This window comes from Streptomyces sp. NPDC006923 (genome assembly GCF_040635655.1).
Taxonomy (GTDB): Bacteria; Actinomycetota; Actinomycetes; order Streptomycetales; family Streptomycetaceae; genus Streptomyces.
Window position 1 is genome coordinate 248,518 of the sequence record NZ_JBEYIF010000004.1, and the last position, 15,836, is coordinate 264,353.

Here is a 15,836-nt window from a genome sequence, read left to right on the forward strand (position 1 = left end):
CAATCACCAAGTGACATGCGGCGACGGCCTGGAGACCCACCTTGAACGATCCCTACGAGACAACCGAGACGCACCTCGAGCGACTCCTGGGTCGGGCACTCAACTCCTTCGACCTCCCTGATGCGTTGGTCGAGCGGCTCGACAATGCGCTGGCGCACGCCAGCTCGCTGTGTTCCGCGCACCACAGTGCGGGGCTGCACCGCGAGACTTTCCGGCACTCCTATCTCCTCACGGACGGCAGCACGCTCACCCTCTGGGAACTGGTGCACAACACCGGCCGGGACGGCACGCCGCTGCACGAGCTGTACGTGGAGGAGTCCGAGGTCCAGCTCGCCGCTGCCCGGCTCGGCAGCCCCGGCGGTGCGGGACACCGGGCGCGGGAAAGGCCGGAGGACCCCAGGGGGCTCACTCATTCCGCCGGACCGTCCCTGGACGATCTCGCGGCCGGTCTGCTGTCGGAGCTGGAGGCCGGCCGGAAGGCGGATATCGACGCCGACATCGCCCTGCTCAGCAGCCTCCTGTCCGAACCGGCGAAGCCCCGGCCGCGGAGATACGTCCCGGACAACTCGCCGGACCACGCCCGCCGTGTGCTGCGCCGCGCGGAGAACGACGACCGGCCGGGCGAGGACACCGCCCGGCTGCTGCGGACGGCGTTCGCGCACCACATCACGCAGGTCTTCGGCCGGCAGTGCCAGGTCGAGGGCAAGGATGCCGGCTTCATGCTCTACGAGCACGCCTTCCTGCTGATAGACGGCAGCGAGACGAGCATCTGGGAAGTGGAGCACACCGCGACGCCGGACGGACGTCACATGTGCGAGGTGTACGAGACGGAGCGCACAGCGCGTGAAGCGATGGAGGTCCGCGCGCGGGTTCGCTGAGGCAGGAGTGCGGTGCGGCGGGCGCCTCGCGGCGTCCGGCGCCGCAGGGGCCCGGGGCCGGACGCCGCGAGTCACGGGTGTACGGCCCCCGGCCCCCAGTCCTGAAGGCTCGGCGCTGCGGGGCCGCCGGGCCGGCCGTTGGAGAAGACCTTTCCTGCGGCGGGGGCGGGCTCAGGCGGCGACCAGCACCTCCGCCTCCGTACCGTCTCCTCCGTCCCGCCCCGCTCCCGCCTTCTGCTCCGGACGGCCGGTCTTCCGTGCTCCCTTCAGCAGGATGACCAGCCCGGCGCTGACGGCCGTGCCCGCCGCGACCGCGATCAGGTAGAGGAACGGATTGCCGATCAGCGGGACGACGAAGATGCCGCCGTGCGGGGCCCGCAGCGTGCACTCGAAGAGCATTGACAGTGCGCCGGTGACCGCGCCGCCGGCCATCGCCGAGGGGATCACCCGCAGCGGGTCGCCTGCCGCGAAGGGGATCGCGCCCTCGGTGATGAAGGACGCTCCGAGCACCCAGGCGGCCTTGCCGTTCTCCCGCTCGGCTTGGGTGAACAGTCTCCCTCGCACGGTCGTGGCGAGAGCCATGGCGAGCGGCGGGACCATGCCCGCGGCCATCACGGCGGCCATGACCTTGAGGCTGCCCTCGTTGGGGTTGGCGAGGCCACCCACGGCGAAGGCATAGGCGACCTTGTTCAGCGGGCCGCCCAGGTCGAAGCACATCATCAGGCCGAGGACAACGCCGAGGATGATCGCATTGGTTCCGGAGAGGCCGGACAGCCAGTCGGTCAGGGCGTTCTGGAGCGAGGCAATGGGTTTGCCGACCACCAGGAACATCAGGAAGCCGACAACCGCGGAGGAGAGCAGCGGGATGACGACGACGGGCATGATGCCGCGCAGCGACGCGGGCACCCTGATCCGCTGGACCGCCATCACGGTGCCGCCCGCGATCAGGCCGGCGGCCAGACCGCCGAGGAAGCCCGCGTTGATGGTGAGCGCTATGGAACCGCCCACAAAGCCCGGCACAAGGCCGGGGCGGTCGGCCATTCCGTACGCGATATAGCCCGCGAGGACGGGCACCAGGAAGCTGAACGCGAGGCCGCCGACCTGGAACAGCAGCGCCGCCCAGCTCGTGTGGTCCGTCCAGACGAAGTGTTCGGCGACGGAGGGCGCCTTGTTGATGGTGTATCCGCCCATGGCGAAGCCGAGCGCTATGAGAAGCCCTCCGGCGGCCACGAACGGGACCATGTAACTCACGCCCGACATCAGCCATTTACGCAGCTTGGTAGCGGCGCCCTCGCCCGGTTCCGCGGTCTTGTCCATCGGGGTGGCGTGTGCGGTGGCGGTGGTCTCGCCGCGTTCGGCCTTGCCGCGCACCTCGCTGATCAGCTCGCCGGGCCGGTTGATGCCGGCCTTCACACCGACGTCGACGGTGGGCTTCCCGGCGAAGCGTTCCTTCTCCCGTACGGGCACATCGTGCGCGAAGATCACGCCGTCGGCGGCGGCGATGACCGCGGGGTCGATCCGGCTGAATCCGGCGGAGCCCTGCGGTTCCACGACCATCTCGACACCGGCCAGTTGGCCGGCCTGTTCCAGGGCTTCGGCGGCCATATAGGTGTGCGCGATCCCGGTGGGGCAGGAGGTGACGGCGACGATCCGAAAGACATGACCGCCGCTGGAGGAGTCATCCGGCGCGGTGACTGCCGTGCCGTCCACCGCCTCGCCCGTGCCGGTGTCCGCGCCGACATCAGTCTCCGCGCCCGGGCCGGAAGCCGCTGGTGCGTCCGTGGCCGTCGATGGCTCCTCACCACGTATCAGGGACGCCGTCGCCGCCCGGTCCGTAGCCGTCCTGAGGGACTCCGTGAAGTCCGCGTCCATCAGGCGGCGGGCCAGGGCCGAGAGGATCGTCAGATGGGCGTCGTCGGCGCCGGCCGGGGCCGCGATCAGGAAGATCAGGTCTGCCGGACCGTCCGGGGCGCCGAAGTCAATGCCCCGTGCCGAGCGGCCGAAGGCCAGGGTCGGCTCGGTGACATGGGCGCTGCGGCAGTGCGGTATGCCGATGCCGCCGTCCAGCCCGGTCGGCATCTGGGCCTCGCGCGCCGCCACGTCGGCCAGGAAGCCGTCGAGATCGGTGACGCGGCCGAGGGCCACCATGCGTTCGGCCAGCGAACGGGCCGCGGCTTCCTTGCTCTCGGCGGCCAGGTCGAGGTCGACCAGGTCCGCGGTGATCATGTCGCTCATCGCGGGCTCCTTCGCTGGGGTGTCTCGCGGGTCTGATCCATCGAATCCATCGGATCCATCGAATACGCCTTATCCGTCGAACACGGCGACCGGCGCAGGAAGTAAGACGGAAAGCCGTCGGGGCTCATACGGCGGGCTCCCCGGAGGAACGGGCCGCAACGGAACGGTCCGCCCCGGAACGGTTCGCAACGGGACGGTCGGTGAGGGGACGGTCCAGCGGGATCTCGGCGGTCACCGTGACCGCCGCCGGGTCCAGGTCCGCCGGTGACGGCATCACGCTGCCGGGAAGCCGTACCGCCGCCGCGCCGTACGCCACCGCGGACGCCAGCGCGTCCGGGCCCTCGCCGCCCGCCGCCAGGAAACCCGCCAGCGAGGCGTCGCCCGCGCCGACGTTGCTGCGGACGGCGGCGACCGCGGCGTGACCGAAGTACGTCCCCGCGTCCGAGACCAGTAGCTGTCCGTCGGCGCCGAGGCTGGCGAGGACGGACCCGGCGCCGTACGTCCGGAGTTCCCGCGCGGCCTTGACCGCGTCGCCCACCGTCGTGAGCGGACGGCCGACGGCCTGGGACAGTTCCTCGGCGTTCGGCTTCACGACATCCGGCCGCTCCCGGAGCGCGGCCGACAGCGAGGGCCCCGAGGTGTCCAGCGCGACTCTGGCCCCGGCCCGGTGCGCGCGGGCGACCAGTTCGGCGTACCACCCGGGACCGAGCCCGCGCGGCAGGCTTCCGCAGCAGGCCACCCATCCTGCGGCGCCGTTGTGCGCGAGGGCCTGGACCTGCGCGCGGACCTCTGTCCGGATCGCCGAGAGCAGCGCCTCCGACTCGGCCGCCGTCAGCTCGGGCCCCGGCGCGTTGATCTTGGTCAGGGTGCCATCGGGTTCGGCGAGTGCGATGTTCGAGCGGGTCGCGCCCGCCACCGGCACCGGGGCGACCTCGATGCCCTGCCTGGCGAGGAGTTCGGCGACAAGCGCGCCCGGCGCGCCGCCCAGTGGCAGCACGGCGACGGTGCGCAGTCCGGCCGCCGCCAGGGCCCGCGAGACATTGACGCCCTTGCCGCCGGGATCCATACGCTCGGCCGTGGCCCGCAGCACCTCGCCGCGGTCAAGGACCGGCACCTCGTACGTACGGTCCAGGCTGGGGTTCGGGGTAACGGTGAGGATCACGCGCCTCCCTCCCCCACGCTCAGCACCTCGGCGCCCGCGGCCTCGACCGCCGAGGCGTCCGGGGCGCTCAGGCCGCTGTCCGTGATGAGCAGATCGACATCGCCAAGACCGCCGAAGCGCGCGAAGTGCTCCTGGCCGTACTTGGCCGAGTCGGCGAGCAGCACCACCCGCCGGGCGGCACCAATGATCGCGCGTTTGACCGCGGCCTCGGCGAGGTCCGGGGTGGTGAGACCGCCCCCGGGCGAGAAGCCATTGGTGCCGAGGAAGACGACGTCGGCCCGGATCTCGCCGTACGCGCGCAGCGCCCAGGCGTCGACGGCCGCGCGCGTGCGGTTGCGGACCCGGCCGCCGACCAGATGCAGGTCGATGCCGGGGTGGTCGGCGAGGCGCGCCGCGACGGGCAGCGCGTGGGTGACGACGGTGAGCCCGCAGTCCGGCGGAAGAGCCGCCGCGAGCCGCGCCACGGTCGAACCGGCGTCGAGGATGACGCTGCCGTCCCTCGGCAGCTCGGCGAGGGCCGCGTGGGCGATGCGGTCCTTCTCGGCGGCGGCGGTGGCCTCGCGCTCCGTGAGGTCGGGCTCGAAGTCGAGCCGCCCGGCCGGGATGGCGCCGCCGTGCACCCGCCGTACGAGGCCGGCGCGGTCCAGGGCCTTGAGATCGCGCCGCACGGTCTCCGCCGTGACCTGGAACTCCTCCGCGAGCGACAGCACATCGACGCGGCCGCCTTCACGGGCGAGACGCAGGATCTCCTGCTGACGCTCCGGTGCGTACATGTGGTTTTACGTCCATCTCATGACCGAACCTGTGGTTTCGGCGCCACGCTACGCCCGATTTTCTGGAAAGTAAACAGAAGTGGGCACAGCACGGACAGGAACGGACATCAATGCTCAACCAGCGGCAGCACGCCATGCCAGAACACCGAGGGGTGGGCCCGGCCGCCGCGCGAGCGGGGCCCCGGGCGCCGGACAAGGGTGAGCCCCGGCACCTGGGGGGGGTTGGTGCCGGGGCTCGTCTGAGGGGGCCGACGAATCGACCGGCCCGTACGGAGAGACAGTACGAGTAAGGGCGACACTACGGCTACTGGAGGGCGACGTCACGCCGCCGCGTCGAAACCTGTGTCCCGAGCCATTTTCTTCAGCTCCAGCAACGCGTGCTTCTCTATCTGCCGGATCCGCTCACGGGTCAGCCCGTGCTCCTTGCCGACCTCGGTCAGCGTGCGCTCCCGCCCGTCCTCGATGCCGTACCGCATCTTGATGATGGACGCCGTGCGCTCGTCGAGCTTGCCGATGAGGTCTTCCAGCTCCTCGCTGCGCAGCAGCGTCAACACGGACTGCTCGGGCGACACCGCGGACGTGTCCTCCAGCAGATCACCGAACTGGGTGTCTCCGTCGTCGTCCACCGACATGTTCAGACTGACCGGGTCACGCGCCCAGTCGAGTACGTCGATGACGCGGGCCGCGTTCGACCCCAGCTCGGCGGCCACTTCGGCCGGCTCGGGATCGCGGCCGTTCTCCCTGTTGAACTCACGCTGGACCCGGCGGATCCTGCCGAGCTCCTCCACCAGGTGGACGGGCAGCCGGATCGTGCGGGACTGGTCGGCTATGGACCGGGTGATGGCCTGGCGTATCCACCAGGTCGCGTACGTCGAGAACTTGAAGCCCTTGGCGTAGTCGAACTTCTCCACCGCACGTACCAGACCGGCATTGCCCTCCTGGATCAGGTCGAGCAGGGGCAGACCGCTGCGCGGATAACGACGCGCCACGGCCACCACCAGGCGGAGGTTGGAACGGATGAAGACGTCCTTCGCGCGCTCACCCGCGGCGACCAGCGCCTCAAGCTCCTCGCGCGAAGCGCCACCCGCCTCGCTCTCCACGTCTCCGTCGAGAATCTGCCGGGCGTACACTCCAGCTTCGATCGTCTGGGACAGCTCGACTTCCTTTGCGGCGTCGAGCAGCGGTGTACGCGCGATCTCGTCGAGGTACATGCCGACCAGGTCGCGATCGGCGATTTCCCCGCCCACGGCGCGAACACTGCTTGCCGCTTTCGTCTCGCCAGTGGCGGTACGACGGGCGACGGCACGGGTTGCCATGCGAGCTCCCTTACTGGACTGAGTAGGTCGCGACACCCTTTCGGGTGCCCTGCATCCGAAGGAAACAACGACTGGAATCCGGACAGAATTCCCAAGCTGTACATGGATCTTTGTGATCATGCAGTACCCTGTCGCGGCACCTGGGGAGGACATATGACAGAGCCATACGCGGAAGTGCAGGTCAGACCCCGGACCGAGGCCGACATCGGCGCGCTCACCGACATCTACAACCACTACATCCACGAGACGGCCATTACTTTCGACACCGTGGCCTTCACTCCGGAGGAGCGCCTTTCCTGGTTGCGCTCCCACCCGGTAGACGGCCCGCACCGGCTCCTGGTTGCTCAGGACGTCCCGTCCGGCCGCGTCCTCGGGTACGCGACCAGCAGCCCCTTCCGCCCCAAGGCCGCGTACTCGACATCGGTCGAGGTCAGCGTCTACTGCGCGGACGACGCGGGGGGCCGCGGCGTCGGCACACTGCTCTACAAGGCGCTGTTCGAATCCCTGGAGGGTGAGGACCTGCACCGCGCCTACGCCGGGATCACCCAGCCGAACGAGGCCTCGCGCCGGCTGCACGCGCGCTTCGACTTCCGGCACGTCGGGACGTACGCGGAGGTCGGCAGGAAGTTCGACCGGTACTGGGACGTCGCCTGGTACGAGAAGTCCCTGGGGCCGGGGACCTGAGCCGGGGCACTGAGACGCGGGACCTACGTCTCCGGGCGGTCCGGACCGGGCCTCCGGTCCGTTACGCACCGCTCCGCATCCGGCCTAGCGTGGTGTGTATGGACACAACGGGCGGCACGGCGGACCACACCCCGGGTGACACCACGGGGACCCTGGACGAAGCGCTGGAACGGCTGCACAGCTCCGGGCCCGAGCGGCAGGGCTGGCTGAGCAACCACGGCCCGATGGCGGTGGAGGCGCTGGTACATCACGGCCGGGCGCCGGTCGTCCACCGCTGGCTGGACCACTACCGCGCCAAGCTGGAGGACATGCCGTCCACCGACACCCCGGTGACCTCCGAGAACTGGCGGGAGGCCCTCGCGGATCCGCGGCGCGTCGCCGACTGGACGGTGTACTTCGAACGCGAGACGACCGAGCGCCCCTGGCGCGATGTGCTGGTGGAGTGGTGGCCTCGGCTGCTGCCCGGCATCGCGGCCGGCGCGACACATCCGGCGATCCGGGTGGGGCACGCCGTACGGACGCTGCTGACCACGGAGGAGACCGCCCCACGCGTACGGGAGCTGGCGCACGGCCTCGGCTACTGGGCCGCCCGCCATCAGCCGCTGCCGGTGCTCGGACGGCTGGCCCCGGCGCCGAGCGCCGCCGCCGCGCTGGACGCCGTACCGCCGGTGCCCGCGCAGGAGGGCGGGATCCGCGAGCGGTTCGCCAGGCTCACCGCGTTCCCCGTCTGGCCACCGGCCGGGGGCCGGGACACCGGTCCCGATGAGGTCCATGACCGGCTGACCGAGCTGGTGACGGCGGCGGTGCACCGTTACGCGAGCCATGGCCACGGCTCTCCGATCATGCTGGTGCATGCCGCGACCGCGCCCAACGCCGTGCTGCGCACCCTGCCCGCGCTCCCCCGTGAGCTGTGGGCGCCCAGCCTGGAGGCCGCCTGGGCTGCGAGCGCGGCGGTCACCGCGGCGTACTCCCCGGCCACCGCGGCTCCGTACGCGCCGACCGGGCTGTCGCCCGACGAGGTCTTCGAGCGGGCCGCGGCGCACGGTGACGATCACACGATCAAGTTCACCGACACCGCACTCGACATCGGCGACGGCACGGCGCTGGCCGCCGCGGTCAGATCGATCGAACTCAACGACCCGGTGCTGTAGGACGGCTCCGCGCCGCGACCGCACGGCCCCCCGGCCCGGGGCGCACCGGGCCGGGCCCGCAGGCTCAGCCGAACTGGAGCGAACGCTTCGCCAGCCCCATCCAGAAGCCGTCGATCACACTGCGGCCCCGGTCCAGCTCTCCCTCCGAGGCACCGAGCGTCACAAACAGCGGCGCGAAGTGCTCGGTGCGCGGATGGGCCAGCCGCCCGGCCGGGGCCTTGTGCTCGAAGTCGAGCAGCGCGTCGATGTCCTGGGCGGCCAGCGCCCTCGTGCCCCAGTCGTCGAACTCCGCCGACCAGCCGGGCACGCCGTTGCCCGCCTGCCGCAGCGCGGCCAGGTTGTGGGTGAAGAAGCCGCTGCCGACGATGAGGACCCCCTCGTCGCGCAGCGGTGCCAGTCTGCGCCCGATGTCCAGCAGTTCGCGGGGGTCGAGGGTGGGCATGGAGACCTGGAGTACGGGGATGTCGGCGTCCGGGAACATCTCCACCAGCGGTACGTAGGCCCCGTGGTCGAGCCCGCGGTCCGGCACATCGTGCACGGGCATACCGGCGCGGCCCAGCAGCTTCCGCACCGACTCGGCGAGCTCCGGCGCGCCCGGAGCGGCGTACCGCACTCCGTAGTAGCGCTCCGGGAAGCCCCAGAAGTCGTAGACCAGCGGCACTGTCTCGGTCGCGCCGAGGGCGAGCGGCGCCTCCTCCCAGTGGGCGGAGACCATCAGAATCGCCTGGGGCCGGGGCAGCGCGGCGGACCAGGCGGCCAGCTCACGGGTCCAGACGGGATCGTCCGCGAGGGGCGGCGCGCCATGGGAGAGATAGAGGGCGGGCATACGCTCCGCTGCTGCGTTCATGGCGACTCCCGGTCTGTGTGCTGCTCGCGGCTGTCCCGCCTGGCTGCTACCACGACTGCTTGAACACTCAAGCAACCACAAAGCCAACCCTAACCACGTCTAGTTTAACTTTCAAGAATGGGTACAGTGGATTACATGACCACGGCATCCACCGGCAGCGACGCCGGTACGGGCGGGGAGCCGCGTTGGCTCAGCGACGACGAGCAGCGCGTCTGGCAAGCGTATCTCCAGGCCACGACGCTGCTGGAGGATCATCTCGACCGCCAGTTGCAGCGCGACTCGGGAATGCCGCACATCTACTACGCCCTGCTCGTGCATCTCGCGCGGGCGCCCCGCCGCCGGATGCGCATGACCCAGCTCGCCATGGACGCGAAGATCACCAGGTCGCGGCTCTCCCACGCGGTGGCCCGGCTGGAGAAGCACGGCTGGGTGCGGCGGGAGGACTGCCCGTCCGACAAGCGCGGACAGAACGCCTTCCTGACCGAGCTGGGCAACGATGTGCTGAAGCGGTCCGCGCCGGGCCATGTGGCCGCCGTACGCCAGGCGATCTTCGACCGGCTCAGCGCGGAGCAGGTGGGCCAGCTCGGCGAGATCATGCGGGTCATGGCCGAGGGGCTGCAGCCGGAGGGTACGGGCGCGGATCTGCCCTGGCGGCGCTGAGCCGCCGGCCCCGCCCCATCCCGACTCCGACGAGCCGCCGGTTCCTGAAGCACGGCGCGACCACGGTGGTACGCGAGACCCCGCGGACGATTCCTCGTACGCGGGGTCTCCGCACGTCCCTCCCAGGCGATCTCCGGCAAGGAATCGTCAGTGCATCACGACCGGGACCGCGGCATCGGCCTCGGCGCCCTCGGCGCCGGCCGCGGCCGGGGTGGCACTCGGACGCCCGGTGTTGATGAGGGTCACCGCGATCGTCGCGGCGGCCAGCAGGATGCCGACCGCCCACCAGATCGCGCTGGTGAAGCCCTCGACCAGCGCCTGGAGCTCCAGGAGCTGACGATTGCCGGCCGTCGCGGCGTGGGACGCGACGTACGCGGTGGTGGCGGAGGCCGCGATGGTGTTCAGCAGCGCCGTACCGATCGCGCCGCCCACCTGCTGCGACGTGTTCACCATCGCCGAGGCGACACCCGCGTCACGCGGCTCGATGCCGTGCGTGGCGAGCGACATGGCCGGCATGAACGCCGTACCCATGCCGAGGCCGAGCATGAGCTGCGCCGGCAGGATCAGACCCGCGTACGAGGAACCGATCTCCAGCTGGGTCAGCAGCAGCATGCCGATGGCGGCGAGGACGAAGCCGGGGCCCATGAGCAGCCGCGGCGCCACCCGGGTCATCAGCCGGGCACCGATCTGGGTCGAGCCCGTGATCATGCCCGCGATCATCGGCAGGAAGGCGAAGCCCGTCTTGACCGGCGAGAAGCCCTCCACGACCTGGAGGTAGTAGGTCAGGAACAGGAACAGGCCGAACATCGCGATGATGGCGAGGCCCAGGGAGAGATAGACACCACCGCGGTTGCGGTCGGCGACCACGCGCAGCGGCAGCAGCGGGGACTTGACCTTCGACTCGACGAGGGCGAACGCCGCGAGCAGGACGGCGGCGGCGACGAAGAGGGAGATCGTCATCGGGTCGGACCAGCCGTTGGACTCGGCGCGGGTGAAGCCGTACACCAGCGACACCAGTCCCAGGGTGGACAGCACGACACCGGGGATGTCCAGCGGCGACCGGTTGCGGCTGCCGGAGGGCTCGCGGATCACGAAGTACGCGCCCAGCGCGGCCACGATCGCGAACGGGATGTTGACGAAGAACGTCCAGCGCCAGTCGAGGTACTCGGTGAGGAATCCGCCGAGGATCAGCCCCACGGCGCCACCGCCACCGGCGATCGCTCCGTAGATACCGAAGGCCTTGGCCCGCTCCTTGGCGTCGGTGAACATCACCGCGAGCAGGGACAGCGCGGCCGGCGCGAGTAGCGCGCCGAAGGCGCCCTGGAGCGCCCGGGAGCCGAGCAGCATCGCCTCGCCGGTGGCGCCGCCACCGAGTGCGGACGCGGCGGCGAAGCCCAGCAGGCCGACGACGAAGGTGCGCTTACGGCCCCACAGGTCCGCGATGCGTCCGCCGAAGAGCAGCAGACCGCCGAAGGCGAGGGCGTAGGCCGTGATGACCCACTGCTTGTTGCCGTCCGAGATCCCCAGGTCCTGCTGGGCGGAGGGCAGCGCGATGTTCACGATCGTGGCGTCGAGGACGACCATGAGCTGGGCCAGGGCGATGAACGCCAGTGCTTTCCAGCGGGTCGGGTCGGCGAGCGGAACGCTCGGGTCAGGAAGCCGCGTTTCGGCTGATTTTGGCATGGAGATGTCCACCTAAGGGTGCAGAAAGGCGAAAACGTACGTAAGTACAGGCGACGCTGCGAGACTTACGAGGTCATGGAGTCACTGGGGTCACTGGGTGACGGAGTGATGGACAGACGGGGTGCGGAGCGCGGGACCTGGGCGCGAGGCCCGGCGGACCGATGGCACCGCACGGAGTACGAGGGATTGCTGGGCCGGTTCCGGACGGCTCCGGCCGGGGGTTCATGGTTGTGGCTCAGGGCGCGTCACGGTGCGGCGCGGCGCAGATCCTCCAGGGTCGCGGCCTTGCCGGTCAGTTCGGAACGCCCCGGGGCCGCCAGGCCGTCGAGGAACAGTTCCAGGTGGCGGTGGATGTACCCGTCCATGTTCAGACAGCCTGTGCCGGGCAGCGGGCGGGTGAGCTGCGACAGCGCGACCATCAGATCGCCGACGGCGACATCGGTACGGAGCTGCCCCGCCTGCCGTGCCCGCTCCATCAGCCCTTCGACCGCCGATTCGAGGCGGATCCGCTCGGCGTCGAGATCAAGGCTGCGGGTGTCGACCGTGCCGGAAAGCATCGGGCAGAGCGCCCCTATCCGCTCGCCCGCCGCGGCGTGCACAAAGCGGCGGAGCGCGGCGAACGGCACCGCCTCCTCGGCCGCGGCCCGCTCCGCCTGGTCCGCGGTGCGGGCCAGCACGGACAGCACCACGTCATGGACGAGGGCGTGCCGGTCGGCGAAGTGCCGGTACAGCGTGGCGTTGCCGATGCCGGCCCGGCGGGCGATCTCGTCGAGCGGGGCCTCGGGTCCGTACTCCACGAACATCTCCCGGGCCGCCGTCACGATCCGTTCGCGGTTACGCAGAGCGTCCGCGCGCGGACGCGGCGCACGTCGCACTTCGGTCTCGGCGGCGATGGTCATATCGACCCCTTCCCTCCATGCGCGATCCGGCCCAGTTCTGAACGAGCCCCCGTAAGCGGGGACCGCGTCCCCGTTTTTCGGAGACACACGTGCAAACGGGGAAAGCGTCCCCGGTTATTTCATCAGCTCTTGTGACTTGAATCACAAAACCAGGGAGGTGGAAAGAACCCTCGATCGGCGCACCCAGCGAGCGGCGACACGCCGAGCGACGCAGTGTGAGCAAACGGAGAGCAGTCAGGACGGCCGACTGCCGCGGACCCGAAGGCGGCCGCATGCAGCAGACGCGTCGGATACGCAGAACCGGCGGCAGTGCCGGACCCATGGGATACGCCAGAAGCGCGCGCGGCGCCCGCCGACTCGGCGCACTCGCCGGCCTCGCCGCGATCACCATCGCCGCCCTTGCCTCCGGAAGCGGGCCTCTCCCCACCACCATCCGCGCCTCGCCGGGACCCGTCTCCACCAACAGGACGTCCGACCTCGGCGCGTGCCGTATCGCCTCCAGCGCGATCGTACAGATGTCGGAAGGACTGCCCACTCCGCCGGGCTATTCCCGGTCCACGGGGAAGGTGCGCGCCCTCAATCTCATGATTGATTTCTCGGACGCGCCGGGAGCCGGCCCGGCCCTCGCACGGCTCGCCGAGTTCTTCCCGAAGACGTCCGAATGGTTCAGGACCAGTTCGTACGGGCGGCTCGACTACCGCCCCGAAGCCCCGCTGAAGGACTGGCTGCGCATGCCGAAGCCCTTCAAGGAATACGGGATAGAACGGGGAGCTCCCTACGATCCGGGCTACCGGAAGCTCGTCGAGGACATCGTGTCCGTCACCGACGCGGATGTGGACTTCAGCGAATACGACCTGGTCAACGTGCTGGTCACACCCAATGCCGGACCCTCGGCGCTACAGACGGTCCTCTCCGTGACCTTCTCCGGCAATGTGGACGCGCCGAGCGCGGACGGTGTCCCGCTCTCGAACACGTCCTTCGTCTACAGCCGCCAGGACGACGGCTCCGGTTCGTATCCGCTGACCGGCTACCGGGTGCTGCCCCACGAGAACGGCCATGTCTTCGGCCTCCCCGACCTCTACACGATGGACGGCGGCAGCTCGGTCGGGCACTGGGACATCATGTCCGAGGACTGGGGTGCCAACAACGACCTGATGGGCTGGCACAAGTGGAAACTCGGCTGGCTCGACGACAACCAGGTCAGTTGCGCGTCCACGTCGGGCAGCAGTGAACACATGCTGGGCCCGCTGGCCACGTCGGGCGGCCCCAAACTGGCGTTCGTACCGATCTCCAAGGAGTCGGGGTACGCGGTGGAGGTGCGGACGCGGGCCGGCAACGACGACGCGGTGTGCGAACCGGGCGTCCTGATCTACCGCGTCGACTCCGGGATCGACACCGGGCGGGGCCCGATCACCGTCGCGGACAGCGCGACGAACAGCGGCGGCTGCACGCGACGGCCGAATGTGCACGCCGAACTGTCCGACGCGACGTTCCGGCCGGGGGAAACCTTTGTCGACGACGAGAACAACATCCGGATCGCGGTGCTGGCGGAGGACTCCGGCGGGCACTTCAAGGTGCGGGTGACACGGCCCTGACGCGTCGCGTCCCCGGCCCGGGCGGGCGCTTCTCCGTACCGCCCTGTCACACACCGTCACGCCGAGTGCGGCCGTCCATCGGGAGCGTGGCGGGTCCCGTCGGCGAGGTCGGCGGGGTCGGCGCGTTCCGCGCGCACCGCGCCGAGGTAGGCGGCGATCGCGTCCCTGTTACGGGTCAGGCTCTCGATGCGTGCGGACATCCGATCGTGTTCGCGTTCCAGGATGGCGATCGTCTCCGGGGTGGCACCGGGGATATGGATGCTCCGTGGCGTTTCGAGGCACGGAAGGATCTGCTGGATGACCCGGGTGGGCAGCCCCGCTTCGAGGAGGCCCCTGATCTGAAGCACGCGGCCCACCAGTGACTCGTCGTACTCGCGGTAGCCGTTCATGGAACGGCCGGGCGCCATCAGCCGTTGCTCCTCGTAGTAGCGCAGCAGCCGCCGTGATGTGCCGGTGCGCTCCGCCAGCTCTCCGATCCGCATTCGCACAAGCGTATGACACGGCGAGTGAGTGCGGCCCGATCCGGGCCTGCCCCTCGGCCCGATCCGGGCCCGACCCGCAGCCGGACCCGGTCTGACCTGGGGCGCTTGACCTTCCCACTGATGTGAGCGTTTCAGGCTGGTTCCCGGCCCCGGGCCCCGCCGCGACGTCGCGCCGGCTCAGCGGCCTTCGAGAAGCAGGCCCCGTCACGCCCTGTCACGCCCCATCACGCCCCATCACGCCCCGAGAAGAGACACCGGACATGACCGATCCACAAGGCACCTCCGAGCCCCGTTTCGACGCCGTGCGCGCCGCGCTCCGCCGAAACCTCGATTCCGGTGAGGAGTTGGGGGCCTCATTGGTCGTCGACATCGACGGCGAGCGCGTCGTCGACCTCTGGGGCGGCTTCCGCGACACCGCCCGCACTGTCGCGTGGGACGAGCACACCATCACCAACGTGTGGTCGACGACGAAGACCGTCACCAGTCTCGCCGCGCTCATGCTGGTGGACCGCGGCGAGCTGGACGTCCACGCTCCGGTGGCCAGGTACTGGCCCGAGTTCGCCGCCAACGGCAAACAGGATGTCAAGGTCCGCCACCTGCTGTCGCACACCTCCGGAGTGTCCGGCCTCGACCAGCCGGCCACGATCGAGGATCTCTACGACACGGAGCGCGCCGCGGCCCGCATGGCCGCTCAAGCTCCGTGGTGGACGCCGGGCACGGCCTCGGGCTACCACCTCCTCAGCTTCGGACATCTGGTCGGCGAACTCGTCCGTCGCGTCAGCGCAAGGACCCTCAAGCAGTTCGTCGCGGAGGAGATCGCCGGCCCGCTGGGCGCGGACTTCCAGATCGGGGCGGCCGAGCGGGACTGGCACCGCATCGCGGATGTCGTTCCGCCGCCCCCGCTGCCGTTCGATCCGGAGGCCGCCGGGCAGGACAGCCCCGCCTTCAAGACCCTGACAGGGCCGCCGCTCAGCGCGGACACGGCCAACACCCCCGAGTGGCGGGCCGCCGACATCGGCGCCGCGAACGGCCACGGCAACGCCCGGTCCGTCGCCCGCATCCTCTCCGTACTGGCCCGCGGCGGGGAGGTCGACGGAGTCCGGCTGCTCGGTGAGAAGACCATCGGGCTGATCTTCGACACCCAGGCGGACGGCGTCGACGCCGTCAACGGACTCGCCCTCCGCTGGGGCATCGGCTACGCGCTGCCCCAGACGGCCACGATCCCCTGGATCCCCGACGGACGGATCTGCTTCTGGGGCGGCTGGGGCGGATCGATGATCATCATGGATCTCGACCGGCGCATGACGATCGCCTACATGATGAACAGGATGGCCCCCGGCATCATCGGCTCCGATCGCAGCGCCACATATGTACGGGCGGTCTACGACCACTTCGCGTAGCGGACCGGCATCACCCCACCCGGCCGTACGCGTCGATGCCGGGGGGCTCTTGGCACTGCCGTACGGATCAG

13 protein-coding genes and 1 pseudogene are annotated in these 15,836 nt (G+C 70.3%); 6 read left to right on the forward strand and 8 right to left on the reverse strand.

All coding sequences use genetic code 11. From position 1 onward, the window contains the following. Positions 1-41: 41 nt before the first annotated feature. Positions 42-878 carry a DUF6227 family protein gene (locus ABZ707_RS09560; protein WP_360170486.1) on the forward strand — a complete coding sequence of 279 codons (837 nt, stop codon included), beginning with the start codon at positions 42-44 and terminating at the stop codon, positions 876-878. 171 nt (positions 879-1,049) lie between these two features. Here the strand turns inward: ABZ707_RS09560 and ABZ707_RS09565 are convergent, their stop codons facing one another. From ABZ707_RS09565 to ABZ707_RS09580, 4 genes and pseudogenes are all read right to left on the reverse strand, one after another. Beyond that, positions 1,050-3,113 carry a fructose-specific PTS transporter subunit EIIC gene (locus tag ABZ707_RS09565; protein WP_360170489.1) on the reverse strand — a complete coding sequence of 688 codons (2,064 nt, stop codon included), beginning with the start codon at positions 3,111-3,113 and terminating at the stop codon, positions 1,050-1,052. A 184-nt stretch (positions 3,114-3,297) separates the two neighbouring features. Continuing rightward, positions 3,298-4,275 (reverse strand): annotated as a pseudogene (gene pfkB / locus ABZ707_RS09570) (1-phosphofructokinase); the annotation flags it as partial. Continuing rightward, positions 4,272-5,048 (reverse strand): DeoR/GlpR family DNA-binding transcription regulator, encoded by a 777-nt coding sequence (locus ABZ707_RS09575; RefSeq protein ID WP_360170492.1) that lies wholly within the window; start codon positions 5,046-5,048, stop codon positions 4,272-4,274. The pseudogene pfkB and the gene ABZ707_RS09575, both read right to left, overlap by 4 nt. Before the next feature lie 320 nt (positions 5,049-5,368). Continuing rightward, complete coding sequence (locus tag ABZ707_RS09580; protein WP_360170495.1) at positions 5,369-6,364, reverse strand: sigma-70 family RNA polymerase sigma factor; 996 nt, start codon at positions 6,362-6,364, stop codon at positions 5,369-5,371. A 153-nt stretch (positions 6,365-6,517) separates the two neighbouring features. Between ABZ707_RS09580 and ABZ707_RS09585 the strand changes: the two genes are divergently transcribed. Both ABZ707_RS09585 and ABZ707_RS09590 read left to right on the forward strand, forming a co-directional pair. Then, a complete protein-coding gene (locus tag ABZ707_RS09585; protein ID WP_360170498.1) occupies positions 6,518-7,048 on the forward strand; it encodes an N-acetyltransferase family protein in 531 nt (176 codons plus the stop codon). Positions 7,049-7,146: 98 nt separating this feature from the next. Then, positions 7,147-8,199 carry a questin oxidase family protein gene (locus ABZ707_RS09590; RefSeq protein ID WP_360170501.1) on the forward strand — a complete coding sequence of 351 codons (1,053 nt, stop codon included), beginning with the start codon at positions 7,147-7,149 and terminating at the stop codon, positions 8,197-8,199. A gap of 64 nt (positions 8,200-8,263) precedes the next feature. On the opposite strand, the gene ABZ707_RS09595 is transcribed toward ABZ707_RS09590, so the two are convergent. Beyond that, positions 8,264-9,046 (reverse strand): class III extradiol ring-cleavage dioxygenase, encoded by a 783-nt coding sequence (locus ABZ707_RS09595; RefSeq protein ID WP_360170504.1) that lies wholly within the window; start codon positions 9,044-9,046, stop codon positions 8,264-8,266. 126 nt (positions 9,047-9,172) lie between these two features. Between ABZ707_RS09595 and ABZ707_RS09600 the strand changes: the two genes are divergently transcribed. Next, positions 9,173-9,706, forward strand: a complete 534-nt coding sequence (locus ABZ707_RS09600) for a MarR family transcriptional regulator (RefSeq protein ID WP_360171312.1) — start codon at positions 9,173-9,175, stop codon at positions 9,704-9,706. 147 nt (positions 9,707-9,853) lie between these two features. Here the strand turns inward: ABZ707_RS09600 and ABZ707_RS09605 are convergent, their stop codons facing one another. Both ABZ707_RS09605 and ABZ707_RS09610 read right to left on the reverse strand, forming a co-directional pair. Further along, the gene (locus ABZ707_RS09605) at positions 9,854-11,389 is read right to left on the reverse strand and encodes an MFS transporter (RefSeq protein ID WP_360170507.1); all 1,536 of its coding nucleotides are present in this window, start codon (positions 11,387-11,389) and stop codon (positions 9,854-9,856) included. Between the two features lie 245 nt (positions 11,390-11,634). Next, a complete protein-coding gene (locus ABZ707_RS09610) occupies positions 11,635-12,288 on the reverse strand; it encodes a helix-turn-helix domain-containing protein (protein WP_360170510.1) in 654 nt (217 codons plus the stop codon). A gap of 320 nt (positions 12,289-12,608) precedes the next feature. On the opposite strand from ABZ707_RS09610, the gene ABZ707_RS09615 reads away from it, so the two are divergent. Beyond that, the gene (locus ABZ707_RS09615; protein ID WP_360171315.1) at positions 12,609-13,883 is read left to right on the forward strand and encodes a M6 family metalloprotease domain-containing protein; all 1,275 of its coding nucleotides are present in this window, start codon (positions 12,609-12,611) and stop codon (positions 13,881-13,883) included. 56 nt (positions 13,884-13,939) lie between these two features. Here ABZ707_RS09615 and ABZ707_RS09620 read toward each other — a convergent pair whose 3' ends face one another. Beyond that, the gene (locus tag ABZ707_RS09620) at positions 13,940-14,365 is read right to left on the reverse strand and encodes a MerR family transcriptional regulator (RefSeq protein ID WP_360170513.1); all 426 of its coding nucleotides are present in this window, start codon (positions 14,363-14,365) and stop codon (positions 13,940-13,942) included. Positions 14,366-14,625: 260 nt separating this feature from the next. Here ABZ707_RS09620 and ABZ707_RS09625 point away from each other — a divergent pair, with 260 nt between their 5' ends. After that, positions 14,626-15,765 (forward strand): serine hydrolase domain-containing protein, encoded by a 1,140-nt coding sequence (locus tag ABZ707_RS09625; RefSeq protein WP_360170516.1) that lies wholly within the window; start codon positions 14,626-14,628, stop codon positions 15,763-15,765. Positions 15,766-15,836 lie beyond the last annotated feature (71 nt).